The organism is Streptomyces sp. NPDC026062 (genome assembly GCF_055568375.1).
Map to the genome: position 1 here is coordinate 192389 of NZ_JBVHOQ010000009.1, position 23567 is coordinate 215955.

Here is a 23567-nt window from a genome sequence, read left to right on the forward strand (position 1 = left end):
TCCGTCAGGCGGTCCTTCCGTCCGGCGGTTCCGGCGACGCCACCGGCCCCGGTCCGCGCGCCGCCGCCCGCCCCGCTCGGGCGACGACGGCCGGCACCGGGGTGCCGGTCCACCGCAGCAGGCCGTAGAGCAGCTGCGTCGCCCCGGGCATGAAGCGGGAGCCGTGGTGGTAGACCGGGTCCATCGTCGTGACGATCAGACGGCCCGCGGTGGAGACCAGGTCCTCGTAGAGGAGGACCTGACGGCGCTCCGGTTCGCCGTCCCGCTCCTTGACGGTGTGGACGAGCGACGTCGCCCCCTCCGGGGGCTCCAGCAGCCCGTGATAGTGCCAGCGCACGGCCCGTTCCGTCAGGGCGTCCCACGCCGGATGGCCGGGGTGGTTCAGCCGCACACCGTTGTCGCCTCCGGTGCGCCACCACCAGAAGTCGGTCTCGGCCGGAAGGTGGCCGCGCAGTCCGGGCAGCCAGCCGGAGATCTCGTTCTCACCGAGCACCACGACGGTGCCGCCCTCGTGCGCCACCCGCAGGAGGGCGGGCGCCGTGCGGGCCAGCAGACCGGGATGGAGCCGGTCGGAGACGATCAGGGTGTCCAGTCCGGCGAAGTCGTCCTCCGCCGCCTCGGGAAGGTAGATCTCCCGGGGCCGCCAGGCGCGTACGGCGGGGTCGGCGAGGGTCGCCAGCTGGTGGAAGGAGCCTGTGTGCAGAAATCCGAGGCGGGGGGCGGAGCTCATGTCCGGGAGCCTTTCAGCCAGTCGAGGAGGCGCGGCCCCAGACTCCTGGTGGAGCGGTCGGGGTCGCAGAATCCGTGCAGGTCGTTGCCGGCGTGGGCCAGGACCGCCCCGTCGCCCAGCGGAACGAGTACGTCCAGGGGCAGCCGGTGAGGGCCGATGGCGTTGATCACGGTCCCGTCGCCGGGTACGCGGGAGTGGTAGCCGCGCCCGTAGAAGCCCGCGACCCCCAGCCGTTCGAGCTCGGTGCCCCGGGGCGTGCCGGGGACGCCGGTGCGGAACAGCAGCTCGTCGAAGTCGACGCCCTCCCACACCGGGTGCGGGGTGACCGGGGTGATCCGCAGGTCGCCGGGTCCGTGGTGGTCGATGGCCCGCCATGGGGAGAGGCCGGGCAGGAAGGGGCGGACGACGTGTCCGTTGACGACGACGCGGCCCCCGGCGCGGACGAAGTCCTCCAGGAGGGCGCGACGCCGTTCCAGGAAGATCTGGTCGCAGCCGAGCGAGAACATGAGGCCCGTGACCCCGGCGAGAGACGCCGCGTCGAGGTCGTAGAGGTCGAGCGTGGTGACGGACCGGCCGGGTGCGATCTCCACGGCGGGACACGCGCCCATGGTGACGTACCGGACGGAGGTCTCCGCCGTGGGGGCGCCCGGGCGGGCGGGCGACGGCCGGAGTGCGGCTGCGGAGGTCATGCGGCGGTCTCCTTGTCGACGGGCGGGGCGGCCTCGCGGGCGCCCGCGCCGCGGGTACGGGGTGGGCGGAGGGCGGACGGGGCGCGCCCGGGCCCGAGGTCGGGGACCACGGCCGTACGCGGCCCGCGCGGCCCGTCGACCCGTGCGGTGGTGACCGGCAGGCCGTAGAGCTCGCTGAGCGCGGAGGCGTCCAGGAGCTGCGCCGCCGGACCGGTGCGCACGTCGTCCGGGCCGAGGACCAGCACCGCGTCGTCCGCCAGATGCAGCGCGTGGTCCGGGTGGTGGGTGGTCAGGGCGATCCCCATGCCGTCGGCGGCAAGTTGCTGAAGGATCGTCAGGACCTTGGCCTGGTTACGGAGATCGAGCGCCGAGACCGGCTCGTCCAGCACCATCACCCGGCACTGGGCGGCCAGCGCGCGGGCTATCAGCACCATCTGCTGTTCACCGCCGGAGAGTTCGGCGTACGAGCGGTCCGCCATGTGGGCGATTCCGACCTGCTCCATGGCCAGGAGGGCCTGTTCACGGTCGCGGCGGCCGGGTACCGCGTACGCCTTCAGATGACGCGAGCGGCCCATGAGGACCATGTCGGCCACCGGGTACGCGAACCCGGCGCTGTGCGACTGCGGCACATAGGCCACCGGCGCGTCGGCCGTGACGGTCCCCTCGGTGGGGGCGAGCAGGCCGGCGAGCGCGCGCAGCAGTGTGGACTTGCCGCGCCCGTTGGGGCCGAGCACGGCGAGGACCCGGCCCTCGTGGGCGGTGACGTCGACGCCGCGGAAGACCCACGCGTCCTTCGTGTAGCGGTGTCCGAGACCGCGCGCTTCGATCACTGGGACCACATCCGGTTGCGGGACCTGGCGAGCAGGCCGATGAAGAACGGTGCGCCGATCACGGCGGTCAGGATGCCGAGGGGCATCTCCGCCGCGGTGATCGTCCGCGACAGGGTGTCGATGAGGGTGAGGTAGGCCCCGCCGATCAGGAAGGCGGCGGGCAGTTGGGCCCGGTGGTCGGTTCCGGTCCACAGCCGGGCCAGGTGCGGCACCACGAGCCCCACCCAGCCCACCAGCCCGGCGACGGCCACCGATCCCGCGGTCATCAGCGCGACGGCCGTGAGCAGCATCAGCCGTGTGGTGCGCGGAGGCACACCCAGCGCCGCCGCGTCCTCGTCACCCAGCGAGAGGACGTTCAGCCGCCAGCGCAGCGCGAGGACGACGGCGGCACCCAGCAGGACCGGGACCGCGGCGGTGGCCACCTTGGCGTACGAGGCGGTGGCCAGCGACCCCAGCAGCCAGAAGACGATCGACGGCAGCTGGGACTCGGGATCGGCGACGTACTTCAGGAACGAGACCAGGGCGGTGAAGAAGGCACCGGTGACGGTTCCGCCCAGCACGATCATCAGGACGGGGCTGCCGCTGTTCAGCCGGCCGATCAGGAGGACGGCGCCCAGCGCGGCCATTCCGAAGGCGAACGCCCCGCCGACCACGCTCGCGGAGCCGGCCCCGATCAGAAGGGCCAGCACACCGCCGAACGAGGCGCCGGAGGACACCCCGATGACGTCCGGGCTGACCAGCGGGTTGCGGAAGACTCCCTGCAGGGCCGCGCCACCGAGGGCGAGCCCGCCGCCGACCAGCAGGGACAGCAGGACCCGGGGAAGCCGCACATCGAGGACGACGGTCTCCTCCGTGGGCGTCCATGTCCGGTCCAGGGGCAGCACCTGGCCCAGGAGCATCCGCACCATCTCGTTGGGCGGGACGACGAACCGCCCGAGTGCCAGGGCGGCCAGGGCGATGACCAGGGTGGCGGCGGCGAGGAGGGCGAGCCGGGGGACGCGGGGCCGCGTCCTCGGCTCCGTGCCCGCCGCGAGGGGTCCGTCGGCGACCGCGGCGGAAGCGGGGACAGCGGGCGCCGGTGACCCCACGTCAGGCACGGCGGAAGCGGAGACGGCGTGCGCCGGTGACCCCACGTCAGGCACGGCGGAAGCGGGGACGTCAGATGCCGGTGCCCCCGCGTCAGGCACGGAATGCGGCATAGTTCGCGCTCTTCGCGTTCAGGTCCAGGCGCAGCACCTCGTCCGTCCGGGCGGCGGAGATGTCGTACCCGTACAGCAGCTCGAAGGTGCTCTTGATCTTCTCGCGCAGGCCGTTGCGGCCCGCGGTCTCCGGGTGGAGGATCTGCGCCACCCAGCGCCACATCAGGGGGGACTCGCAGCACGGCGGGTCCCAGCGGTAGCCGCCCAGCGGCACCTTGTAGACGCGCCGGTCGCGGACGGCCCGGACGGCGGACAGCGACTTGTCGGCGTAGAGGTCCGCGGGGGCCTTCTCGTCGAAGGCGGACAGGAAGACCACCTCCGGGTCCCAGGCGAGGATCTGCTCGGTGGAGACCTGGGGAGCGGCGGCGTCGACGCCGGCGGCCACGTTGGTGCCGCCCGCCAGCTCGGTCCAGTGCGTGACGTAGTCGGAACCGGTGGCGGTGGTGAAGCCGTCGGCGGACGCCTTGAGGTACAGGACCTTCTGCCGGCCGCTCCGCGCATAGGGCTTCACCAGTGCGGTGACCGCCGCCTCCTCCTTGTGCATCCAGTCCAGGAGGGCGGCCGCCCGCTCGTCCTTCCCGAGCAGGGTGCCGAAGACGGTGACCCAGGTCTCCATCATCTTCTGGGTTCCGTAGGTGAGGCCGATCACCTTGAGCCCCGCGGCCTCCAGGGGCTTGATGATCTCGTCCCCCATGTCGGCCCACTGGAGCACCACGTCCGGTTCGAGTCCCATGACGGTCTCGACGTTGGGCACGAAGTCGGCGCCGCAGATGGTGGTGGTCTTCTTCGACTCCGGAAAGACCGTGCCGAAGATGCCCTGCCGATTGGCGGTCAGGGTGGACTCGTTGATGCCGATGATGCGGGCGTACGAGCCGTCCACCGCGGCGAGCATCGAGGGCGAGGGAATGATCGCGGTGGCGATGCGCGTGACCGGGCCGTCGAAGGCGATCTCCTTGCCGCGCTGGTCGGTGATGGTGAAGCCGGCGGCCGGCGATGCCGAGGCCGCGGCTTCCCGCACCTCGCGGGACGAGCAGGACGCCAGCAGACCGACGCCGCCGACAGCGGCGGCACCGGCCCCGAGACCGCGCAGGACGGTTCGCCGGGTCGGCGGGATGGACGGGGGCGCAGACATGGGCACAGGAGACCTTCCGGATTAGTTAGGTGAGGCTACCCTAACTTGATCTCGCTGACTCGTGTCAGGCGGGCCCGGCCACCCCCGCACGACACAGCCCCGGTACGGGAGGTGCCCCCGCCGCGGTCGACGGGGGCACCTCTCACACGGGGGCCTGGAAGGCGTGCGCGACGAAGCCGCGCTCCAACGGCTCAGCAGCCGCCGCAGTTGTAGTACGTCACGTCCCAGTGGTTGCCCTCGTCCGCGTAGACATTGCCGGAGCCGGACTGGTACTGGGGCGCGCCGTCACCGCGCACGCCGATGTAACTGAACGTTCCGTGCACGTAGTTGGTGAGGCAGGTGGTCTTGGCGAAGTCGAGCTTGTAGCCGTTCCAGTGCGAGTACGTGCCACTGGCGTGCCCGGTCTCCGTTCCGCCGGTGATGTTGAGCGCACAGCCCGTGGCGCTCTTGAGGGTCTGGGCACCCTGGGCCGTCGGCAGGTTGAGCTGATCGAAGGACGTACAGGTGGAGACGTTGCGGTTGGAGCAGCCACCGGAGGACGACCAGGTGACGCCGGACGAGCTGAATCTGGCGGTCGCCTGGCTGTGGGTGAGCTTGGTGACGGCGTAGGCGTCCGTCGATCCGGTGACGACACCGATCCCCGGGGCGAAGAGGACGCCGAGGACGAGGGCGAGGACGGTCAGAACGGGGCGCAGCGTCATACGGGACAACATGGGGGGATTCCTCCTGTGCATGACAAGGTTGGCATGCAGATACTGCCCGAGTTCTACGCGCGTCCGCCAGAGGGCCCACGGTGACAGTCACGTGAATACATACCCCTCCCACACCTCCGCCCCACCCTCTTCCGCAACGGCCGGGGCCCGCACATGTTGAACTTTGAACAAGATGGGTCTACAGTGAATCTCGTTGAAGGTTAAACAACTACTCGAGCCCCGCTCGATCACGTCCCCGAGGAGGAGCCATGGCTCTGTTCAACCGCAAGAACAACGACGCCCCCGCCGCCACGACCACCGTCGTCGACCCGGCCCTGGCCGCCCTCACCGGCGACTACGCGATCGACCCGGCACACAGCAGCATCGGCTTCACCGTCCGTCACGCGATGGTCACCAATGTGCGCGGCTCCTTCGGTGAGCACGAGGGCAGCCTGAAGCTGGACGGCAGCAACCCGGCCAACTCCGCCGCCTCCATCGACGTCAAGATCGCCAGCGTGGACACCGGCATCGCCGACCGCGACGGCCACCTGGTCAGCGGCGACTTCTTCGACGCCGAGAAGTTCCCCCTCATGACGTTCCGCTCGACGGCGGCCGAGCAGCTCGGCGGCGACAAGTACCGCGTCACCGGCGACCTCACGATCAAGGACGTCACCCGCCCGCTCGCCATCGACCTGGAGTTCAACGGCTCCGCGACGGACGTGTACGGCAACGAGCGCGTCGGCTTCGAGGGCAGCGCGGACATCCTGCGGTCCGACTGGGGTCTGACCTGGAACGCGGCGCTGGAGACCGGCGGCGTGATGGTCAGCGACAAGGTCAAGCTGAACTTCGACATCTCCGCCATCAAGGCCGCGGCGCCCCAGGCCTGATCCTCCCGGGGGAACACTCCCCCGCCGAGCACGCCCGACGTCCGCCCCCACCGGGGAGGACGGCGGGCGCCCGGCGTTCCCGCCCCCGGGGCGGGGGCTTCCGGGGAACCACCGGACGGACGGGACACCCCCAGCGGTCAGCCCATGCTCTTCGCACCGTCGATCGACTCCCGGACGATGTCGGCGTGGCCGGCGTGCTGGGCGGTCTCGGTGGCGATGTGCATCAGCACCTGGCGGACCGACCAGTGCTTGCCGGGCTCGTTCCACGGGGCCTTCGGAAGGGGCCAGGTGCGGGACAGGTCGGGCACGGTCGCCACCAGTTCGTCGGTCCGGCGGGCCGCTTCGGCGTAGTCGGCGAGCACACCCGCCAGCGTCTCGCCGGGCAGCAGCTTGAATTCGTCGGCCCGCCGCGCGAAGTCGGCCTCGGTCATGGCGGTGAAGTCCGGCATCGCCGAGGGGCCGTTGACGATGAAGCCCGCCCAGCTCCGCTCGACCGAGGTGACGTGCTTGATGAGGCCGCCCAGACACAGCACACCGGCGGTGCTCCGCAGCCGTGCCTGCTCGTCGGTGAGGTCGCGGGTGGTGAAGCGCAGGAAGTACCGCTGCTTGGCCAGCGATTCCAGCAGGTCGGCGCGCTCGCCGGTGACAGCGGGGGCAGCGGCAGCGCTCGGGTCCAGCTCGTTGACGTTCATGGTCTCCACCTTCGGTCGTTCCTGTTCCCTCGGACAAGAACCACGGTAGGAGCCGTATAGGTCAGTCTCCGACCTGTATGTCGGGGGGCGGCGGACACGTCCGCCACCCCCCGCCCCGGGCGCCCCGGCGTCTGTGATCCACCGTCAGCGGCGGCGCACCTTCAGCGCGTTGTCGGTCCGGGTGGTCGGGTTCCCGTCCGGGTCGTTCTGGACGCGCTCGTGCTCGGCGCTGAGCAGCACGTCCCATGCCCCGTCGGGCAGTTCGAGCGCGGCAAGCACCTCGTCCGTGGTCGGCAGCTCCATGTCCGCGTGGTTGTGCTCCCAGGCCGGGAAGCCGGCGTGGCCGACGATCAGGAGCACCCCGCCGGGGGCGACCGCCGTGGCGGCCCGGCGTAGGATCCGCTCGCGCGGCAGATCGCCCATGGAGTGCAGGAACTGTGCGGAGACCAGGTCGAACTCCCCCTCGGGGAACGAGACCCCGAGGTCATGGAACTGCCAGTCGATACGGTCGGCGACCCCCGCATCGGCCGCGTGCTCGGCGGCCCGGCCGAGAGCGACGCGGGAGATGTCGGTGGCGGTGACCTGCCAGCCCCAGCGGGCGAGCCAGACCGCGTCGGCCCCTTCGCCGCACCCGAGGTCCAGGGCGCGCCCCGGCGTCATGCCCTCGACCTCGCGGACGAGCATCGTGTTGGGGTTGCCGCTCCAGATCCGGTGGCTCTCGCGGTAGCGCTCGTCCCAGAGCTCGGCGTCGGACACCTCGGGTGTGCCGGAGGCGGTGCTGCCGCCGGACACCTCGGGTGTGCCGGAGGCGGCTCCTTCCTCGGACACCTCAGTCGCGTCGGAGGCGGTGCTTTCCGTGGTCATCGGGTCTCCCGCAGTCCGTGTCGGCGTTCTCCGAGGGTCTTCTCGCAGACCTGGCGCTCGGCTTCCGCCGAGAAGGGTGCGCGGCGGGCCTCGACCGCCCTGCGGGTGTCGTCGGCGACGAGCTCCGCGTTGATGGCGGCGCCGGCCTTCAGCCCCGCGGCGGCGGCGCTGATGACCTGGTCCATCAGACTGGCGACGTTACCGGCGACCCACACACCCGGCACCTCCGTCGCCCCTGCCGGGTCGGCGGCGATGTACGTGCCGAGGGTGTGCCCGCCCATGTCCAGGGGGGTGGCCCGCAGCCCGAGCCCGTCCAGCACCCCGGAGCGCGCGGTGAAGCGCGGCTGGACGACGACGTGATCGCGCGGGACGACCCGGCCGCCGGCCAGCCGCACCCCGGTGAGACGGTCACCGGCTGCCTCCAGCCCGGTCACCTCGCCGTCCACCACGGCGATGTTCCGCGCGGCCAGCTGCTCGTACTCCTCGTCGCCCGGCTCCGGGCCGTTGTGCAGGAAGAGGGTGACGTCCGCGCTCCACTGCCGCCAGAGCAGTGCCTGGTGCACGGCCATCGGGGTCAGCGCCACCACGCCGATCGCCGTGTCACGCGCCTCCCAGCCGTGGCAGTACGGGCAGTGCAGCACGTCCTTCCCCCAGCGCTCGGCCAGGCCCGGGACCGGCGGGAGTTCGTCGACCAGCCCGGTCGTGACGAGCAGGCGACGTGCGGTGACGGCGGCCTCGTCCGCGCGCACGACCCGGAACCCGTCCCCGTCCGGCAGCCGCTCGGCCGAGGTGACCTCGCCCTCGACGACCTCGACCCCGTACTCGGCCACTTCCTTGCGGCCGACGGCCACCAGTTCCGAGGGCGGGGTGCCCTCGCGGCCCAGGTAGTTGTGCACATGGGACGCGGGTGCGTTGCGCGGGCTGCCCGCGTCGATCACCAGCACCGAGCGCCGGGCCCGCCCCAGGGCCAGCGCCCCGCTCAGACCGGCGGCCCCACCGCCGATCACCACGGCGTCGTACGTCTGCGTCATGTCGCTCATGCGAAACACCTCCATCTACGGAAGATGGTGCGCGCCAGGCTCCAATCCGGCAAAAATCCTTGCCGAAGCGGCAAACTCGCACCAGACGACCTTGCCGGGGCTCCGCTCCCCCACACCCCAGGCGTCGGAGAGCACCGACACCAGCAGCAGCCCGCGCCCGCCCTCGGCGTCGGATTCCGCTTCCAGGTCACCACGACGGACGACCGGCACCTGACCGTCGCCACTGTCGTGCATCTCGATACGGAGCCGGCCCTCGCACCGCCCCCAGAAGAGATGGATCCGGAAACCGCGCCCGGGCGGCACCCCGTGGACGAGTGCGTTGGTGGCCAGTTCGCTCACGCAGAGCAGTACGTCGTCGACGTCCACCTCGCACGCCCAGTCGACGAGCGCCTCGCGCACGAACCTCCGTACGAGCGGGATGGACCTGCGCTCACGCCGGTAGAAAGCATCGCGAAAGCAGGGAAGTCGAGTCGTCTCATTCATGAGGCGAAGATCACACAGGGTCACTACTGTCGATCAGTGAGTCAGGTCGTACATCGCGGCTGTACGACCTCCGACGGGTCGACGGGGTTCCGTTACGGGGAGAGGCACTGCATGCAGTCGGCAAAGAGGAACAAGCGCGTCACGTCCTGGCACCTGATCGGCGCCCAGTTGGCCACCTTCCGCAAGGCGGCGGGGCTCACCCAGGCGGCGCTCGCGGATCGGTGCTGCGTGGGCGAGGACACGATCGCGTCGATCGAGCAGGGGCGGCGGCCGCTACAGCTCGATCTCGCCATCCTGCTCGACGAACTGCTGGACACCAAGGGGGCGTTGCGGGTCGCGGTGTCAAAGGTGCCGCAGAAGGAGCGGTTCCCGGCGTTCGTCCAGGACTTCGTGGAGTACGAGCAGGAGGCGTTGACGCTGCTGTCGTACCAGGATCAGGTGGTACCAGGCCTGCTTCAGACGGAGGCGTACGCGCGGTTCGTGTTCTCCTGCCTCTATCCGCCGATCGAGGAGGACGAACAGGAGGAATGGGTGGCGGCACGCCTGGACCGCCAACGGCTACTCGCTCGCAGGCCGCGACCCATGCTCCATTTCGTGCTGGAGGAGAGCATCCTGCGCAGCCGAATCGGGGACCCTGCCGTCTTAAGCGAGCAGATCCAGCACCTTCGCGCGTGCGCGGCACTCCCGTTCGTCGGTTTCCAGATCATGCCGATGACCCTGCCCAAGCATGCGGGGCTCGCGGGCCCGATGGTGCTGCTGGAGACGCCAGATCACGATCACCTTGCATACGTCGAGGGACAGTTGACCAATATCCTGCACGACGACCCTGACGACGTCAGTGTGCTTCAACTCAAATATGGGATGCTGCGTTCGCAGGCGCTTTCCCCCCAGGAGAGTGTGCGCTTACTGGACGAACTGCTTGGAGAGAAATGACCCGCGCAGCACATCGCACTGGCCTCAACTGGTTCAAATCCAGTTACAGCAGTGACCAGGGCGGTGACTGCCTCGAAGTCGCCTACGACTGGCACAAGTCCAGTTACAGCGTGAGCGAGGGCGGCGACTGCGTAGAGGTCTCCGCCCACCCCGCCGCCGTGCACATCCGCGACTCCAAGGTCACCGACGGCCCCGTCCTCACCGTCTCCCCGCACGCCTGGTCCGCGTTCACCGGTGCGGCGGTCGAGGGCGCGCCCGCAGGGGCCTGACCCTCACATCGCGTCAGGGTCAGGGCGGGCTTGGGGGCGTTCACCCGTGGCCGACGGCGCCTTCACGGTCAAAGGATCGTTCCCTCTCCGGCGCGGCTGACGTCACCTCTGCGCGATCTCTCCCCGCCGGGCCCCCGACATCGTCGCCATCCCCGGAGGCCCCCGACGCCCGTCCCGTTCACCGCCGGCGACGTCACCCGCCTGTGGGACACCTTCGACCAGGTCGTCGTCGGCGGCGCGGCCCCGGGCGGTGTCCTCGCCCAGGGAACCATCGGGGCCGGCCCCCAGTCCCTCAGTGCCAGCAAAGTGGCCCCCGAGTGCGGCAGCGTCGGACCCGACCAGGACACCGCCTACGACATCGCCTCCCTGACGAAGGTCGTCGCCACCTGGCCCCTCCTCGGACAAGGGCTCCGAATGCCGGGCTGCTCGCCCTCGACGCCCCGATCCGCGACGTCCTGCCGCCGATGAACGGCGAGACCCCCAGCGGCGAGGCGACCGTCCACGAGCTGATCGCCCACACCTCGGGGCTACGGGCCTCCACCCGCCCCGATCACTACCGCGGCGCCGGCCTGCCGCTCCACGAACTTCTCCGCCGCGAACCGCTGAAAGACGCCCCCGGTCGGCACCGGTACATCAACCGCGGCCACATCCGGCTCGGCCTCACCCACTCCCGTGCGGGGCCCGGCGGGAGGCACCCCCATACACAAGCTCGCGAAGTTGTCGATCCTCCGTGGGCAGGACAGCCATTTCCGCCGAAAGCGCCGCCGGGCCAGGCGACTTGGCCCGGATCCCACAGGACGGCAGGGGTTCAAACCTCGGCTTACCGGCTTGTTTATTACTAAGACAAGCGTTCACACACCTTATGGCCTCATCCGACCGCAGAAGATGACAGCACCAGCGGTTCGAGGAAAGGTGTTTCGACATGGCGGATTGGGTGAAGGTCGCGGGCGGCCTCTCGGCCATCTCTGCTGGCTCCAGGACGACGGTGTGGGGTGTGAACGCGGCAAACGCGATCTACCGGTACACCAACTACGACGCCAGCCCCTGGATCAACATCCCCGGCGGGCTGAGCGACATCGGCGCGGGCGCGGACGGCACCGTATGGGGTGTCAACAGCAGCGGCCAGATCTTCCGGTACGCCGGAGACCAGGGCGCGTCGAACCCGTGGACGCACATCAACGGCGGTCTCGTCCGTATCGATGCGGGATCCCGGACGAACGTATGGGGGGTCAACTCCTCCGACGCCATCTACCGGTACACGAACCATGACGCCAACCCCTGGATCAAGATCCCGGGGGCGCTGAGCGACATCGGCGCGGGCGCCGACGGCACCGTATGGGGTGTCAACAGCAGCGGCCAGATCTTCCGGTACACCGGGGACCAGGACAGCTCGAACCCGTGGAAGAACATCCCCGGCGGCCTCAGCCGCATCGCGGTGGGCTCGCGGACCAACGTGTGGGGGGTCAACTCGGCCGGATCCATCTACCGGTACACCAACAACGACGCCAGCCCCTGGATCAACATCCCCGGCGCCGCCACCGATATCGCCGCCGGAGCGGACGGTACCGCCTGGCACGTCAACAAGAACGGTGACATCTTCCGGTACACCGGGGACCAGCCGAGCTGACCCCACCGCTCGGCGGTCCGTGTGGGTCCCGGCCAGGAGAAGGCCGGGGCCCACACGTCTGTCTGTTCCGGCCCGGCGACCGCACCGGTGAAGCCCTCGGACAGGCCGGAAGCCGTTCTAGAAGAAGCCGAGCTTCTTCGGCGAGTAGGAGACCAGGAGGTTCTTCGTCTGCTGGTAGTGCTCCAGCATCATCTTGTGGTTCTCCCTGCCGATGCCCGACTGCTTGTATCCGCCGAAGGCGGCGTGGGCCGGGTAGGCGTGGTAGCAGTTCGTCCAGACCCGGCCGGCCTGGATGGCCCGGCCCGCCCGGTAGGCGGTGTTGGTGTCCCGGGTCCAGATCCCCGCGCCGAGGCCGTACAGCGTGTCGTTCGCCAGGGCGATCCCCTCGTCGAAGTCGGAGAAGGACGTCACGGCGAGGACGGGGCCGAAGATCTCCTCCTGGAAGACCCGCATCCGGTTGTTCCCCTCGAATACCGTCGGCTGGACGTAGTAGCCGCCCTCCAGCTCCCCGCCGTGTTCGACGAGTTGACCACCCGTCAGGACCTTCGCACCCTCCTGCTGCCCGATCTCCAGATACGAGAGGATCTTCTTCAGCTGCTCGGTGGAGGCCTGTGCGCCGATCATCGTGTCGGTGTCCAGCGGGTTGCCGGGCACGATCTGTTCGGTACGGGCGAGGCCGGCTTCGAGGAACTCGTTGTAGTGTCCGCGCTGGATCAGCGCCCGCGAGGGACACGTGCACACCTCGCCCTGGTTGAGGGCGAACATGGTGAAGCCCTCAAGCGCCTTGTCGCGGAAGTCGTCGTCCTGCGCCCATACGTCGTCGAAGAAGAGGTTCGGCGACTTGCCGCCCAGCTCCAGCGTGACGGGCTTGAGGTTCTCCGAGGCGTACTGCATGATCAGCCGCCCCGTCGAGGTCTCCCCGGTGAAAGCGATCTTCGCGACCCTCGGACTGGAGGCGAGCGGCCTGCCCGCCTCCGCGCCGAAGCCGTTGACGATGTTGACGACGCCCGGGGGCAGCAGATCCGCCACCAGGCTCATCCACACATGAATCGACGCGGGGGTCTGCTCGGCAGGCTTGAGGACCACCGCGTTCCCGGCAGCCAGCGCGGGAGCGAGCTTCCAGACCGCCATCAGAATGGGGAAGTTCCACGGAATGATCTGAGCGACCACACCCAGCGGCTCATGGAAGTGGTACGCGACCGTGTCCTCGTCGATCTCGCTGAGCGAGCCCTCCTGGGCGCGCAGCGCACCCGCGAAGTACCGGAAGTGGTCGATGGCCAGGGGGATGTCGGCAGCCAGCGTCTCGCGCACCGGCTTGCCGTTCTCCCAGCTCTCGGCGACCGCCAGCTCCTCCAGGTGCTCCTCCATGCGGTCGGCGATCCGGTTCAGGACGGTGGCACGGTCGGCCGCCGACACGGCGCCCCAGGCGGGGGCCGCCGCATGGGCGGCGTCGAGGGCGCGCTCGACATCGTCCTCGGTGCCCCGGGCGATCTCCGTGAAGGGGCGGCCGTTGACGGGGCTCGGGTTCTCGAAGTACCGGCCACGGGCCGGCGGGACATAGGCGCCACCGATCCAGTGGTCGTAACGGGACTCGTACAAGACGATGGCGCCCTCGGTGCCCGGCGCGGCATAACGGGTCATCTCTGTGGCCTCCCGGATCCGGTGCCGCCCGCCATTGGACGGCCCTCGGCGCGAGACTAAACAGACCTACGTTGCAACACCGTTGCACGGACCGCGCCCGCGCGAACGCCCTGCGCGCCCCCTCCGCGCGAGGCGCCCGGCGCCCGGTCAGCGGGAGGGCGGGATCAGCCAGGACGGCAGCAGGGCGGTCGCGGCGGAGACGAACAGGTTCCGGTCGCGCGGGGCCGGGAGCGAGAGCCATGCCTCGACGATGCCGGTCTCGCCGTGCGCCAGGAACCGGCTCGCGGCCTCGACGCGCCAGGCGAGCGGGCCGTCCTGTCCCGGCACGGCCTCCGGGTCGCGCTCCAGGAGGGTGGAGACCGACACGGTGAAGTGCTCGACCACCAGATGGTGGAGGACCGCGCTGCGGTGGCCCACCAGGCCGACGGTGTACAGGGCGTCGTGGCGTTCCAGGTGGTCGAGCAGGACCCCGGAGGCCCGCGCCCAGATCTCGTGCACCGGCAGCCGCGCGGCCAGGACGTCGCTGATCCAGACGGCGCGGACCCGGTCCAGCTCCTCGTACAGCACCTGCTCCAGGACCGTCGCGGGGCTGTCGGCGTGCTTGTAGAAGGTGGTGCGGTTGACGCGCGCCTCGCGCACCAGGTCCGCCACCGCGATCTCCTCCACGGGACGCTCGGACGCGAGCCGCAGCACGGCCTCCCGCAGCCGGTCGCGGGTGCGGCGGACCCGGACGTCGAGCGGGGGCGCGTCACCGGCCGGCGGGGCCGTCACCGGGTGACCGTCCGCGGGCTGGGGAGGCGGCTGCTCCGTCGGCTGTCCTGACACGGTCAAAGCCTATCGCACCCCTCCCACATGCACTGATCAACAAGTGTCTCTTTTCTTTTCGGCAATCCGGTGCCACAATCGAGAAAGTGGCAGAGCGGCCTGATACCCCATAAACCGGGCATGCCACGGCCGTGCCCGGACCGGTGCTCACCGAGCCCGCCGGACCTCGCGCGGACTTCTCCTCGGCACCGCCGCACCCGGCGACGCCGATGGTTCGGACGAAAGAAGCAGAATCATGAAGGCATCCGTCACCAAGGGCCTGGGCCAGGGATTCGTCGTCGAGGACATCGACATCGCCGATCCGGTCGGGCAAGAGGTCCGCGTCCAGGTGCAGGCGTCCGGCCTGTGCCACTCGGACCTGAGCGTCGCCACGTTCCTCGGCGGCGAGTTCCCCGTCGTCCTCGGTCACGAGGTCGCGGGTGTGGTCACCGAGACCGGCCCGCAGGTCACCCAGGTCAAGGTCGGCGACCACGTCGTCGGAAGCCTGATCCAGTACTGCGGCTCCTGCGTGAACTGCCTCAGCGGCCGCACCCACATCTGCCTGCGCCCCGAGGCGACCCTGCGCGCGCCGGGCCAGGCACCCCGCCTGAGCTGGAACGGCGCCCCGGTCGCCCAGGGCATGGGTCTGGGCGGATTCGCCCAGGAAACCCTCATCCACGAGAACCAGCTCGCCGTCATTCCCCAGGACATGCCGTGGGCCCCGGCCGCGCTGATCGGCTGCGGTGTGCTCACCGGCGCCGGTGCCGTCCTCAACAGCGCCGACGTCCGGCAGGGCGACACCGTCGTCGTCATCGGCGCCGGCGGCGTGGGCATGAACGCGGTCAGCGGTGCCCGGATCGCCGGGGCGGGCACGATCATCGTGACCGACATCGAGGACGCGAAGCTGGAGCGCGCCAAGGCGTTCGGCGCCACCCATGTGGTCAACTCCCGCTCGGTCGACCCGGTCGAGGCCGTCCGCGACATCACCGGACAGGGCGCCGACCACGTCTTCGACTTCGTCGGCGTACGCCCCGTCACCGCCCAGGGCATGCAGATGCTCGGCAAGGGCGGCGGGCTCTACCTGATCGGCGTCGGCGGCAACGACGCGGGGATCGACGTGTCCGCGCTGGTGGCGCTGAGCAACTCGCAGAAGGTGCAGGGCGTCTACATGGGCTCCTCGAACCTCAAGCGCGACATCCCGTTCTACGCCTCGATGTACCTCCAGGGCCGGATGAACCTCGATGACCTGGTCTCCAAGGAGATCGGGCTGGCCGACATCGAGCAGGGCTACGAGTCCCTGAAGGACGGCACCACCGCGCGCGTCGTCATCAGCGACTTCTCCTGACGCAGACCTGACGCACACGGACTCCGCCCCACCACGCCGGGGCCGTACGGACTCCTCCGTACGGCCCCGGCGGCATGCGCGCGCTCCCTTGCCGGGCCGGGCGGCCGCCCTGCCGCCAGGCCGCTACAGACCGGCCCGCAGCGCGTTGACGCGCGCGGCGGCGGCGTCGAAGGCCGCGCCGTCGAGGCTGCCGGATGCCAGGGCGCCGCTCAGGGCCGTCACCGCCTCGTCCCCCTGGGAGACACTGCGCGAGGAGCAGAGCACCAGGTCCATCCCCGCGGCGGCGGCCGCGACCGCGCGCTGCGACGTACCGCCGAAGGCCTGGAGTGCGCCGGCCTCCAGGGCGTCGGTGATCGTGACGCCGGTGTAGGCGAGCCGGTCGCGCAGCTCACCGACGACGGCCGGGGACAGACCGGCGGGCCGGTCCGCGTCCAGGGCGGTGTAGACGGCCCAGGACAGCATCACGAGCTTGACGCCCGCCGCGACGGCGTCCTGGTACGGCACCTCGTCCACGCCGCGCAGGGTGGCCGCGGACGTGGCGAGGGTGACGGGCCGGAGGTCGGTGTTCTGGCTCGCCGACGCGGGGCCGAGACCCGGGAAGTGCTTGGCGGTGGCCGCGACACCGGCGTCCTGCTGGGCGGCGATGAAGGCCGTACCGCAACTGGCCACGGCGGCGGCGGACTTGCTGTACGACCGCTCGTACTGGTCGGTGAAGTCGCCGTCCTTGCGGTAGACGTCGAGGACCGGCGCGAGGTTGACGTTCATGCCGACGCCCGCGAGGTTCATGCCCGCGGCGCCGCCGGTGAAGTCGGCCCACTGGTGCGGGTCGGCGGAGGCGCCGACGTCCTTGGCGGACATGACGGGCTCCCCCGGCAGACGGCGGACCACGCCGCCCTCCTGGTCGGTCATCAGGAGCAGCGGGGCCTGCACGGGGGACGAGGCATGCGCCGCGTTCATCGACCGGACGACGCTCTCGATCTGGCTCAGGTTCTCGATGTTCTCCCCGAAGAAGATCACACCGGCCGTGCGCCCTTCCTTGATCGCGTTCATCAGGGAGTCGGGGGGTGTGAGCCCGGGATACGAATGGATGACGCACTGTCCGGCGCGTTGCAGCGGGGACAGCGCGGCCGCGCGGGGGCGTGCGCTTTCCACAGGTCGTACGGCCGCTTCCGCACCGGCCGCCGCCCCGAGCCCGCCGGCCAGGGCCGCCGCTCCGGCGATGAGGGCGCCGCGCCTGCTGAGGGGTGGTGTCGAGCCCATGATGTGCTCCTTCGTCGACGGTCGTGAAGCCGGGCGGGCCTCCGGGGAGAGAGCACGAAGGCCGGAGCGGCCGGGGTGCGGCCGCTCCGGCCCCGTACCCCTCACCCGGGGGTCACGCCCGGGAGGGGCAACGATGTCCGGCTCCCGTCGTCACGGGGTGTTGTTGGCCAGGGCCAGCAGGCGGGAGCGGTCACCGCCGAAGCGGTCGCGGTCGACGTTGCCCGAGACACCGTTCACCGCACCGGTGGAGGTGTACTGCCAGACCGTGTAGTACGGGAAGCCCGACGGGATACTGGGCGTGCCGGTGGTCCAGTGCGCGACCCACAGCGGGCTGAGGGCGGACATCCCGCTCCAGCCGCCGGTGCAGGTGTTCCACCAGCTGGGGCTGGTGTAGATCACGACGTCACGGCCGGTGCGGGCCTTGTACGTGTTGTAGAAGTCGAGGACCCACTGCCGCATGGAGGCCTGGGAGTAGCCGTAGCAGGTGCCCTCGATGTCGAGCACGCCGGGAAGCGTGAGGTTGTCCCGCGACCAGGCGCCGCCGTTGCTCGCGAAGAAGTCGGCCTGGGCCGCGCCGCCGGAGACGTCCGGGCGTGCGTAGTGGTACGCGCCGCGGATCACGCCGGCGTTGTAGGCGTTCAGGTAGTTGGCACTGAACGTCGGGTCCTTGTACGTCAGGCCCTCGGTCGCCTTCATCCAGGCGAACTCGATTCCGGCGCCGCGGACCGAGCTCCAGTTGATGCCGCCCTGCCAGCTGGAGACGTCGATGCCCTCAGGGTTGGCCTTGAGGTTGGCGTCCGCCCGGGGGTCGAGGTGCAGTTGCCGGCTGTCCGGCTTGAATTCCTTGCTGTCCTGGAGGTAGCCGACGCCCATGTAGCCCTTGCCGTAGGGCACGGGGCTGTCCGGTACGGGGGCGGCCGACGCGGTGCCGGACATCAGGCCGAGCAGCAGCGCGGCACTCGTGGCGAGGACACCGGCCACGGTGAGTCTCTTCTGGGTGTGCTGGGGGGAAGTGATCCGGGCGAACAAGGCTGCCTCCTGCTGTGTGGGGGGTTCGGTCCTGCGACTCACCCGCTCCGGCCGCGCGCCCTGTGCGTCGTCTACGCGCGTCCAGTTGTCGCGAACACGACATAGTCAGCCACAGATGCGCCCGTGCGGTAAATACTTTCCGATTCCTTTAGTGGTCCAGTCCAATCGACCCCGCAGTGAGCTGTACAAACGACCGGTGATCGGCAGAAGTTTTCCGAACTGGCGGGCAGTAGCGCGCACTCGATCGGGTGGAGGTTCGCGGTCATGGACGTGGTTTGCGGGGTAAACGGCCTTGCCGGGCGCGATCATTCGGCGGTGATCTCTACCTTCCGGACGGCACGCCGTCCCAACTCCCCACTCCTGGCCGGGTTCGGCGGCGCGCTCGCCCTGCTGACCCTGCTCCCGGCCGTCCCCGCCGCCGCCGCGCCCGTACCGGACGCCTCGCCCCGCGCGGTGACCCCGGCCGAACGCAGAACCGCCGCGTACCTCGACTCGTTGCAGGGCAGGCCCGCCGCGCTGAAGGCCTTCTTCAAGGCACTGCCCAAGGGCGGCGACCTCCACAACCACCTGTCCGGCGCGGCGACCACCGAGTACCTGATCAAGCTCGCCATCGACAAGGGGCTGTGCCTCGACGCGACGATGACGGCCGTGGCTCCGCCGTGCGGCACGGGCACCCGGCCCGCCGCCGACGCGAGGACGGACGCGGCGTTCCGGCAGCAGATCATCCGCGCCTGGTCCATGCAGGACTTCCCGGCCGACGAGTCCGGCCACGACCACTTCTTCGACACCTTCGGCAAGTTCGGCCTCGCCACCTGGGACCGGGGCAAGCTGCTGGCCGACGTGGCGAACACCGTGGTCGAGCAGAACCAGTTCTATCTGGAGACCATGGTCACCCCCGCCTCGGACAGCGCCAGGGCGCTCGCGGAGAAGGTGGGTTACGACGCCGACCTGGCCGCGTTCCACCGCAAGCTGCTGGCCGGCGGGCAGCTCGACCGGGTCGTGGACGAGGCGGTCCAGGAGGCCGACGACGGCGACGCCGACTTCCGGCGGACCGCCCACTGCGACACGCCCCGCCCCGACCCCGGCTGCCGGCTGCCCGTGCGCTGGATCTCCCAGGTGTCCCGGGGCAGTACCCCGGCACGGGTGTTCACGCAGATGGCGGTCGGCATGCGGCTGGCCGAGCGCGACCCGAGGTTCGTCGCGGTCAACCTCGTACAGCCCGAGGACTGGGACAGCTCGCTGGCCAACTACAGCCTCCAGATGCGGATGCTGAAGTACCTGCGCGGCCAGTACCCGGGCGCCCACCTCACCCTGCACGCCGGTGAGCTGGCCCCGGGCCTGGTCAAGCCGGAGGATCTGACCTTCCACATCGACGAGGCCGTGCGCGTCGCCGGGGCCGAGCGCATCGGGCACGGTGTGGACCTGGTCCACGAGAACAACTGGCGGCAGCTCGCGCGCACCATGGCGCGGCGCAACGTGGCCGTCGAGGTGCCCTTCTCCAGCAACAAGCAGATCCTCGGCATCGCGGGCGCCGACCACCCGTTCGAGGCCTACCGCAGCTACGGCGTCCCGGTGGTGCTGTCCACCGACGACCCGGGCGTCTCGCGGATCGACATCAGCCACGAGTACCAGTACGCCGCCAGGACGTACGACCTCGGCTACACCGCGCTGAAGGATCTGGCCCGCGCCTCGCTGGAGTACGCGTTCCGTGACGGCCGCAGCCTGTGGGCCACCGGTTCCGCCGCCTCCGGCTACCGCGCGGTCGCCGTCTGCGCCGACACCCGGCCCGGCAGCACCCACCCGGGCGCGCGCTGCGCCCGCTACCTCTCCGGCAACCCGAAGGCCGCGACGCAGTGGCGCCAGGAGACGGCCTTCGCCGCCTTCGAGCGCGCCCACGGCGGCCGTCGCTGACACCGGACCGCCGGCACACAGGGGTGCGGGGCCGTCGGCCCCGCACCCTTACGCGTTCACGGCCGGCCGGTACGTACAGACCTGCACACCCGTTCCGTTGACGACGGTCGAGACCAGCTCCAGCGTGCGCAGCCCGCCGTCCTCCGGGAAGATCGACTTTCCGCCGCCGAGCAGCACCGGCATGATCACGAGCCGGAGCTCGTCGACCAGGTCCTCGCTCAGCAGTCCGCGTACGAGGGTGGGGCTGCCCATGACGAGCAGGTCGCCGCCCTCCTTCTCCCGCAGCTCCCGGACCCGCTCCGCGAACGTGCCGCCGGGGATGCGCGCGGTGTTCTCCCATGTCAGGTCGTCGTCGCCCAGGGTGTCGGTCACGACGTACTTCCCGATCGCGTTCATCCGGTCGGCGAAGGGGTCGCCCGCCCGGCCGGGCCATGCCGCGGCCATCGTCTGCCAGGTGCGGCGGCCGAACAGCAGGGCTTCGGCCGCGTTCAGCGAGGCGTCGAACGAGCCGCCCACCACCTCCGGGTCGAAGAAGGGGTGCGACCAGCCGCCGTGGGCGAAGCCGCCGTCCGTGTCCTCCTCGGCACCGCCGGGGGCCTGTACGACGCCGTCCAGGCTGATGAACTCGCTGATGACGATGCGCATGTGCTCTCTCCTCGTGGAGCGCGGTTCAGGTGTACGGGAAGTGAGACTGCCACGCCGGCCGGAAGTCATCGCGGGCCATCGCCGTCGTCGCAGAGAATCGCCCGACCGGGCGCCTGCCCCAGGCTCCGTCCACACGTCCGGTCGCGTCTCCGTCCGCACATCCGGTCACGCGCCCGTCCCGTCTGCGCACCCGGACGGTCCCGGGCCTCCCCGCCGACGCCGCGCGGCCCGCCGTCCGGCCTGGACCATAACCCGGGCAAGAGCCTTACACGGGACGGTAGTTACTGACAATTCCCCATCTCTCAAAAGACGTTGATCTTCGTGCACGACACAGGGATCCTTGGCGCCGAAGGAAACACGAGTCTGGAGGCACATCCATGAGACCGACCCGCGCCGCGCTGCTGGTCGCCGCGACCGCCCTGACGCCCGCTCTCCTCTTCGCCTCACCGGCCTTCGCCGCCGGCACGGCCGCGCCGGCCACGGCCGTCACGTCCACCACCCCCGTCACGACCACGCCGGCGAGTGCCTGCCCGGCCGTCCCGTCCGACGCCGGTACTCCGGTCGACGAGATGACGGAGGACGAACTCCGGGCCGCGGTCCAGGACATCCTCGCGGACGAGAACGCCGGCACGGGCGTCCGTCGCGAGGCGACCAAGGCCCTCGGCTCCACCGTCGACGCCCTGCGCGACTTCCTGAAGACGGGCTGTCGCACGGCCCAGGCCGAGGACGACCAGGTTTTCGTCTCCCGCATCATCGGCGTCGCCACGAAGAACGGCGACAGGCGGGTGATACGCGAGGCCAACGAACTCCTCGACGCCAGCATTCCCGAAGCCCTGCGGGCCTTCCTGGAGACGGGTTACGCGGTGGCCCAGATGGAGGACGACTCCATCGCCGTCGTCCGCATCATCGGCGTCGCCACGCAGAACAACGACAAGCGGGTGATACGGGAGGCCAACGAGGCCCTCGACATCTACACAGCCGAGGCCCTGAGCTCCTTCCGGTGGACCGGATACCGGCTCGCCCAGGCCGAGGACGACCGCGTGTACATCGTCCGCATGCTGGCCGACCCGGACATCAGCGACGCCATGTACGACGCGATCCAGGCGGTACTCGACGACGGCAGCCCGGAGGCCCTGCGGCAGTTCCGGACGGTCGGCCAGTACGAGATCGACGGCTGACCACAGCCGCCAAGAGCGGGCCCGCCGAGGCTGCCGCCGGTCCACAGTGGGTCCCGGGGGCCTCGGCCGGGCCCGCCCCCCGGGACGTTCCCGCGCACGCCGGAAGCCTCGGCCCCCTTGTGCCTCCCGCGCACGTCAGAAGCCGCCGCCCCCGAAGTCACCGCCCCCGCCGAAGCCTCCCCCGTCGCCGAACCCGCCGCCTCCCCCGTCGCCGAAGCCGCCTCCGCCGAAGCCCGAGGAGTCGAAGTCGGAGCCTGAGAAGTCGCCGCCGGAGAAGTCACCGCCCCCGTACTCCGCCGCGTACGCCGGGGTGGAGAGCATCGAGCCGAGCATCGTGCCGACCAGCAGGCCCGGGAGCAGGCCGCCGCCGAAGTAGCCGCCCGCCCAGGGGCCATAGGCCGGACCGGCCTCCCAGTACGGGCGCCGGGTGCCGTCGCCCATGTCGACGGTGCGGCTCGCCGGGTCCTCGCCCTCGCGCAGCCGTACCTCGTCGGCGCCGCAGACCGGGACGTCGCGGGCGGTGCCGCCCGACGGGGTCCATCGGACGTCGGCGACCGAGGGGCCGTGCCTCGGGTCGAAGAAGCAGGGCGGCCGGCGGGCGGGGAGTCCGGAGCCGGTGCGACGGGCCTCCAGGACGGCGAGCGAGTACCGCCCGTCCTCCAGGGCCTGCGTCACCCCGCGCACGTCGGAGGGGTGCCGGGCCTTGTCCATCCGGGATTTCGCGCTCTCGTAGGAGTCGAGGGCGCGCTCGTAGTCGGCGCGCATCGCGTCGTCGGCGCCCGGTTCCGCGGGGTGGAAGTCGAGCCGGTCGAGGGTTTCCCCGTAGGCCGTGATGTCCTCGTCCACGACGACCCGGAGCTTGTCCAGGGCGGCCTGTTCCTCGGCCTCCTTGCGCTTGCGGTTACGGCGCACGACCGTGTACGCCCCCGCGCCCGCGACGACCACGACCGCGCCGACCGCGATCAGGCCTGCGCCGGCCGAGCCACTGCCGGCGGAGGAGCCGCCGCCCCAGGAGGCGGGGGCGGTGCCCCGGGCCTGTTCGACGGCCCGGTCGACGAAGGCGTTCAGCTGGGTCGCGGCGGACGTGTCCGCGCCGGGTGTCTTCACGGCCGCGGTGAGGTTCTGGACCGCCTGCCTCGACATCACCTGCGGGTCGGCGCCCGCGTTGAAGCCGTCGCCGAGGCGGATCGCGTAGACGCCGCTGATCCCGGTGTCGGTGCGCAGGGTGCGCAGCACGCTGCCCGCGGGGAAGGCGGAGCTCTGCGGCAGTACCGCCACGAAGACCGGCTTGTCGGCGTCCTTGATCTTCTTCGTCAGGGCGTCGGCTTGACTCCGGGAGAGCTGGCCGGCCGCTGCCGGATCCACGTACACCGGGCCCTTGCGCAGGGCCTGGGCGACGTCGTCGACGGTGGAGGCGCCGGTCACGGCCTGCGCGGGGCGGATCAGGAGCAGGGCGAGCGCCGACAGCACGACCAGGAGTCCCGCCAGGAGCGCCGGGACCACTGGATGGGGGTACGGCCTGGTCCGCATAGCCCCAAACTAACCCAAAAGGGTTAGAAGCGCGCTACCTCTTCACGGAGAGACGCGCCCCGGATCACGGCCATCACCCGAGCCGTCGACACCCTCGAACTCGCCACCCGATCAGGACGGAAATTGGCTCAATGTCCGAAAACGGATCTCATTCAGC

Annotated in this window: 24 protein-coding genes; 8 read left to right on the top strand and 16 right to left on the bottom strand. The window is 70.7% G+C overall.

Features of this window, described 5'->3' with window-relative positions; genetic code table 11:
* Positions 1-4: 4 nt before the first annotated feature.
* The 6 genes from ACZ4LX_RS11065 to ACZ4LX_RS11090 all read right to left on the bottom strand — a co-directional run bounded on the left by ACZ4LX_RS11065 (position 5) and on the right by ACZ4LX_RS11090 (position 5293).
* On the bottom strand, positions 5-730 hold the full coding sequence (locus ACZ4LX_RS11065) for a hypothetical protein (RefSeq protein WP_467640978.1): 726 nt from the start codon (positions 728-730) through the stop codon (positions 5-7).
* Positions 727-1419, bottom strand: a complete 693-nt coding sequence (locus tag ACZ4LX_RS11070) for a hypothetical protein (RefSeq protein WP_467640981.1) — start codon at positions 1417-1419, stop codon at positions 727-729. The genes ACZ4LX_RS11065 and ACZ4LX_RS11070 overlap by 4 nt, the downstream gene beginning before the upstream one ends.
* Positions 1416-2249, bottom strand: coding sequence for an ABC transporter ATP-binding protein (locus ACZ4LX_RS11075; protein ID WP_467640984.1), 834 nt, complete (start codon positions 2247-2249; stop codon positions 1416-1418). Before ACZ4LX_RS11075 ends, ACZ4LX_RS11070 begins: the two co-directional genes overlap by 4 nt.
* Positions 2246-3346 (bottom strand): FecCD family ABC transporter permease, encoded by a 1101-nt coding sequence (locus ACZ4LX_RS11080; protein ID WP_467640987.1) that lies wholly within the window; start codon positions 3344-3346, stop codon positions 2246-2248. The genes ACZ4LX_RS11075 and ACZ4LX_RS11080 overlap by 4 nt, the downstream gene beginning before the upstream one ends.
* A gap of 82 nt (positions 3347-3428) precedes the next feature.
* Positions 3429-4580, bottom strand: a complete 1152-nt coding sequence (locus ACZ4LX_RS11085) for an ABC transporter substrate-binding protein (RefSeq protein ID WP_467640990.1) — start codon at positions 4578-4580, stop codon at positions 3429-3431.
* 191 nt (positions 4581-4771) lie between these two features.
* Positions 4772-5293 (bottom strand): hypothetical protein, encoded by a 522-nt coding sequence (locus ACZ4LX_RS11090; protein WP_467640993.1) that lies wholly within the window; start codon positions 5291-5293, stop codon positions 4772-4774.
* A 248-nt stretch (positions 5294-5541) separates the two neighbouring features.
* Between ACZ4LX_RS11090 and ACZ4LX_RS11095 the strand changes: the two genes are divergently transcribed.
* The gene (locus ACZ4LX_RS11095) at positions 5542-6159 is read left to right on the top strand and encodes a YceI family protein (protein ID WP_467640996.1); all 618 of its coding nucleotides are present in this window, start codon (positions 5542-5544) and stop codon (positions 6157-6159) included.
* A gap of 137 nt (positions 6160-6296) precedes the next feature.
* On the opposite strand, the gene ACZ4LX_RS11100 is transcribed toward ACZ4LX_RS11095, so the two are convergent.
* The 4 genes from ACZ4LX_RS11100 to ACZ4LX_RS11115 form a co-directional block, all read right to left on the bottom strand.
* A complete protein-coding gene (locus tag ACZ4LX_RS11100; protein ID WP_467640999.1) occupies positions 6297-6851 on the bottom strand; it encodes a DinB family protein in 555 nt (184 codons plus the stop codon).
* Positions 6852-6995: 144 nt separating this feature from the next.
* A complete protein-coding gene (locus tag ACZ4LX_RS11105) occupies positions 6996-7715 on the bottom strand; it encodes an SAM-dependent methyltransferase (protein ID WP_467641002.1) in 720 nt (239 codons plus the stop codon).
* Positions 7712-8755, bottom strand: coding sequence for an NAD(P)/FAD-dependent oxidoreductase (locus ACZ4LX_RS11110; protein WP_467641005.1), 1044 nt, complete (start codon positions 8753-8755; stop codon positions 7712-7714). Before ACZ4LX_RS11110 ends, ACZ4LX_RS11105 begins: the two co-directional genes overlap by 4 nt.
* A 15-nt stretch (positions 8756-8770) precedes the next feature.
* On the bottom strand, positions 8771-9238 hold the full coding sequence (locus ACZ4LX_RS11115) for an ATP-binding protein (RefSeq protein WP_467641008.1): 468 nt from the start codon (positions 9236-9238) through the stop codon (positions 8771-8773).
* Between the two features lie 111 nt (positions 9239-9349).
* On the opposite strand from ACZ4LX_RS11115, the gene ACZ4LX_RS11120 reads away from it, so the two are divergent.
* The 4 genes from ACZ4LX_RS11120 to ACZ4LX_RS11135 all read left to right on the top strand — a co-directional run bounded on the left by ACZ4LX_RS11120 (position 9350) and on the right by ACZ4LX_RS11135 (position 12067).
* Positions 9350-10171, top strand: coding sequence for a helix-turn-helix domain-containing protein (locus ACZ4LX_RS11120; RefSeq protein ID WP_467641009.1), 822 nt, complete (start codon positions 9350-9352; stop codon positions 10169-10171).
* Positions 10168-10440 (top strand): DUF397 domain-containing protein, encoded by a 273-nt coding sequence (locus ACZ4LX_RS11125; RefSeq protein ID WP_467641011.1) that lies wholly within the window; start codon positions 10168-10170, stop codon positions 10438-10440. The genes ACZ4LX_RS11120 and ACZ4LX_RS11125 overlap by 4 nt, the downstream gene beginning before the upstream one ends.
* A 464-nt stretch (positions 10441-10904) precedes the next feature.
* Positions 10905-11282 carry a hypothetical protein gene (locus ACZ4LX_RS11130; protein WP_467641013.1) on the top strand — a complete coding sequence of 126 codons (378 nt, stop codon included), beginning with the start codon at positions 10905-10907 and terminating at the stop codon, positions 11280-11282.
* Positions 11283-11362: 80 nt separating this feature from the next.
* Positions 11363-12067 carry a tectonin domain-containing protein gene (locus ACZ4LX_RS11135; protein WP_467641016.1) on the top strand — a complete coding sequence of 235 codons (705 nt, stop codon included), beginning with the start codon at positions 11363-11365 and terminating at the stop codon, positions 12065-12067.
* Between the two features lie 117 nt (positions 12068-12184).
* On the opposite strand, the gene exaC is transcribed toward ACZ4LX_RS11135, so the two are convergent.
* Together exaC and ACZ4LX_RS11145 are read right to left on the bottom strand one after the other, a co-directional pair.
* The gene (gene exaC / locus ACZ4LX_RS11140; protein ID WP_467641019.1) at positions 12185-13708 is read right to left on the bottom strand and encodes an acetaldehyde dehydrogenase ExaC; all 1524 of its coding nucleotides are present in this window, start codon (positions 13706-13708) and stop codon (positions 12185-12187) included.
* A 147-nt stretch (positions 13709-13855) separates the two neighbouring features.
* Positions 13856-14533 (bottom strand): TetR/AcrR family transcriptional regulator, encoded by a 678-nt coding sequence (locus ACZ4LX_RS11145; protein ID WP_467641022.1) that lies wholly within the window; start codon positions 14531-14533, stop codon positions 13856-13858.
* A 235-nt stretch (positions 14534-14768) separates the two neighbouring features.
* Here ACZ4LX_RS11145 and ACZ4LX_RS11150 point away from each other — a divergent pair, with 235 nt between their 5' ends.
* A complete protein-coding gene (locus ACZ4LX_RS11150) occupies positions 14769-15857 on the top strand; it encodes a zinc-binding dehydrogenase (protein WP_467641025.1) in 1089 nt (362 codons plus the stop codon).
* 123 nt (positions 15858-15980) lie between these two features.
* Here ACZ4LX_RS11150 and ACZ4LX_RS11155 read toward each other — a convergent pair whose 3' ends face one another.
* The gene (locus tag ACZ4LX_RS11155) at positions 15981-17117 is read right to left on the bottom strand and encodes a glycoside hydrolase family 3 N-terminal domain-containing protein (protein WP_467641028.1); all 1137 of its coding nucleotides are present in this window, start codon (positions 17115-17117) and stop codon (positions 15981-15983) included.
* Positions 17118-17267: 150 nt separating this feature from the next.
* On the bottom strand, positions 17268-18146 hold the full coding sequence (locus tag ACZ4LX_RS11160) for a GH25 family lysozyme (protein ID WP_467641031.1): 879 nt from the start codon (positions 18144-18146) through the stop codon (positions 17268-17270).
* Positions 18147-18461: 315 nt separating this feature from the next.
* Between ACZ4LX_RS11160 and ACZ4LX_RS11165 the strand changes: the two genes are divergently transcribed.
* Positions 18462-20057 carry an adenosine deaminase family protein gene (locus ACZ4LX_RS11165; protein WP_467641034.1) on the top strand — a complete coding sequence of 532 codons (1596 nt, stop codon included), beginning with the start codon at positions 18462-18464 and terminating at the stop codon, positions 20055-20057.
* Between the two features lie 48 nt (positions 20058-20105).
* Here the strand turns inward: ACZ4LX_RS11165 and ACZ4LX_RS11170 are convergent, their stop codons facing one another.
* Positions 20106-20702: a dihydrofolate reductase family protein gene (locus tag ACZ4LX_RS11170; protein WP_467641037.1), complete on the bottom strand. Its 597-nt coding sequence runs from the start codon at positions 20700-20702 to the stop codon at positions 20106-20108.
* Between the two features lie 377 nt (positions 20703-21079).
* Here ACZ4LX_RS11170 and ACZ4LX_RS11175 point away from each other — a divergent pair, with 377 nt between their 5' ends.
* Positions 21080-21880: an ALF repeat-containing protein gene (locus ACZ4LX_RS11175; protein WP_467641040.1), complete on the top strand. Its 801-nt coding sequence runs from the start codon at positions 21080-21082 to the stop codon at positions 21878-21880.
* Positions 21881-22015: 135 nt separating this feature from the next.
* On the opposite strand, the gene ACZ4LX_RS11180 is transcribed toward ACZ4LX_RS11175, so the two are convergent.
* A complete protein-coding gene (locus ACZ4LX_RS11180; RefSeq protein WP_467641043.1) occupies positions 22016-23410 on the bottom strand; it encodes a hypothetical protein in 1395 nt (464 codons plus the stop codon).
* Positions 23411-23567 lie beyond the last annotated feature (157 nt).

Coding starts and splice junctions, on each gene's coding strand:
- ACZ4LX_RS11065 (WP_467640978.1), bottom strand. CDS start 730: ATGAGCTCCGCCCCCCGCCTCGGATTTCTGCACACAGGCTCCTTCCAC.
- ACZ4LX_RS11070 (WP_467640981.1), bottom strand. CDS start 1,419: ATGACCTCCGCAGCCGCACTCCGGCCGTCGCCCGCCCGCCCGGGCGCC.
- ACZ4LX_RS11085 (WP_467640990.1), bottom strand. CDS start 4,580: ATGTCTGCGCCCCCGTCCATCCCGCCGACCCGGCGAACCGTCCTGCGC.
- ACZ4LX_RS11090 (WP_467640993.1), bottom strand. CDS start 5,293: ATGTTGTCCCGTATGACGCTGCGCCCCGTTCTGACCGTCCTCGCCCTC.
- ACZ4LX_RS11095 (WP_467640996.1), top strand. CDS start 5,542: ATGGCTCTGTTCAACCGCAAGAACAACGACGCCCCCGCCGCCACGACC.
- ACZ4LX_RS11100 (WP_467640999.1), bottom strand. CDS start 6,851: ATGAACGTCAACGAGCTGGACCCGAGCGCTGCCGCTGCCCCCGCTGTC.
- ACZ4LX_RS11105 (WP_467641002.1), bottom strand. CDS start 7,715: ATGACCACGGAAAGCACCGCCTCCGACGCGACTGAGGTGTCCGAGGAA.
- ACZ4LX_RS11110 (WP_467641005.1), bottom strand. CDS start 8,755: ATGAGCGACATGACGCAGACGTACGACGCCGTGGTGATCGGCGGTGGG.
- ACZ4LX_RS11115 (WP_467641008.1), bottom strand. CDS start 9,238: ATGAATGAGACGACTCGACTTCCCTGCTTTCGCGATGCTTTCTACCGG.
- ACZ4LX_RS11120 (WP_467641009.1), top strand. CDS start 9,350: ATGCAGTCGGCAAAGAGGAACAAGCGCGTCACGTCCTGGCACCTGATC.
- ACZ4LX_RS11125 (WP_467641011.1), top strand. CDS start 10,168: ATGACCCGCGCAGCACATCGCACTGGCCTCAACTGGTTCAAATCCAGT.
- ACZ4LX_RS11130 (WP_467641013.1), top strand. CDS start 10,905: ATGAACGGCGAGACCCCCAGCGGCGAGGCGACCGTCCACGAGCTGATC.
- ACZ4LX_RS11135 (WP_467641016.1), top strand. CDS start 11,363: ATGGCGGATTGGGTGAAGGTCGCGGGCGGCCTCTCGGCCATCTCTGCT.
- exaC (WP_467641019.1), bottom strand. CDS start 13,708: ATGACCCGTTATGCCGCGCCGGGCACCGAGGGCGCCATCGTCTTGTAC.
- ACZ4LX_RS11150 (WP_467641025.1), top strand. CDS start 14,769: ATGAAGGCATCCGTCACCAAGGGCCTGGGCCAGGGATTCGTCGTCGAG.
- ACZ4LX_RS11155 (WP_467641028.1), bottom strand. CDS start 17,117: ATGGGCTCGACACCACCCCTCAGCAGGCGCGGCGCCCTCATCGCCGGA.
- ACZ4LX_RS11170 (WP_467641037.1), bottom strand. CDS start 20,702: ATGCGCATCGTCATCAGCGAGTTCATCAGCCTGGACGGCGTCGTACAG.
- ACZ4LX_RS11175 (WP_467641040.1), top strand. CDS start 21,080: ATGAGACCGACCCGCGCCGCGCTGCTGGTCGCCGCGACCGCCCTGACG.
- ACZ4LX_RS11180 (WP_467641043.1), bottom strand. CDS start 23,410: ATGCGGACCAGGCCGTACCCCCATCCAGTGGTCCCGGCGCTCCTGGCG.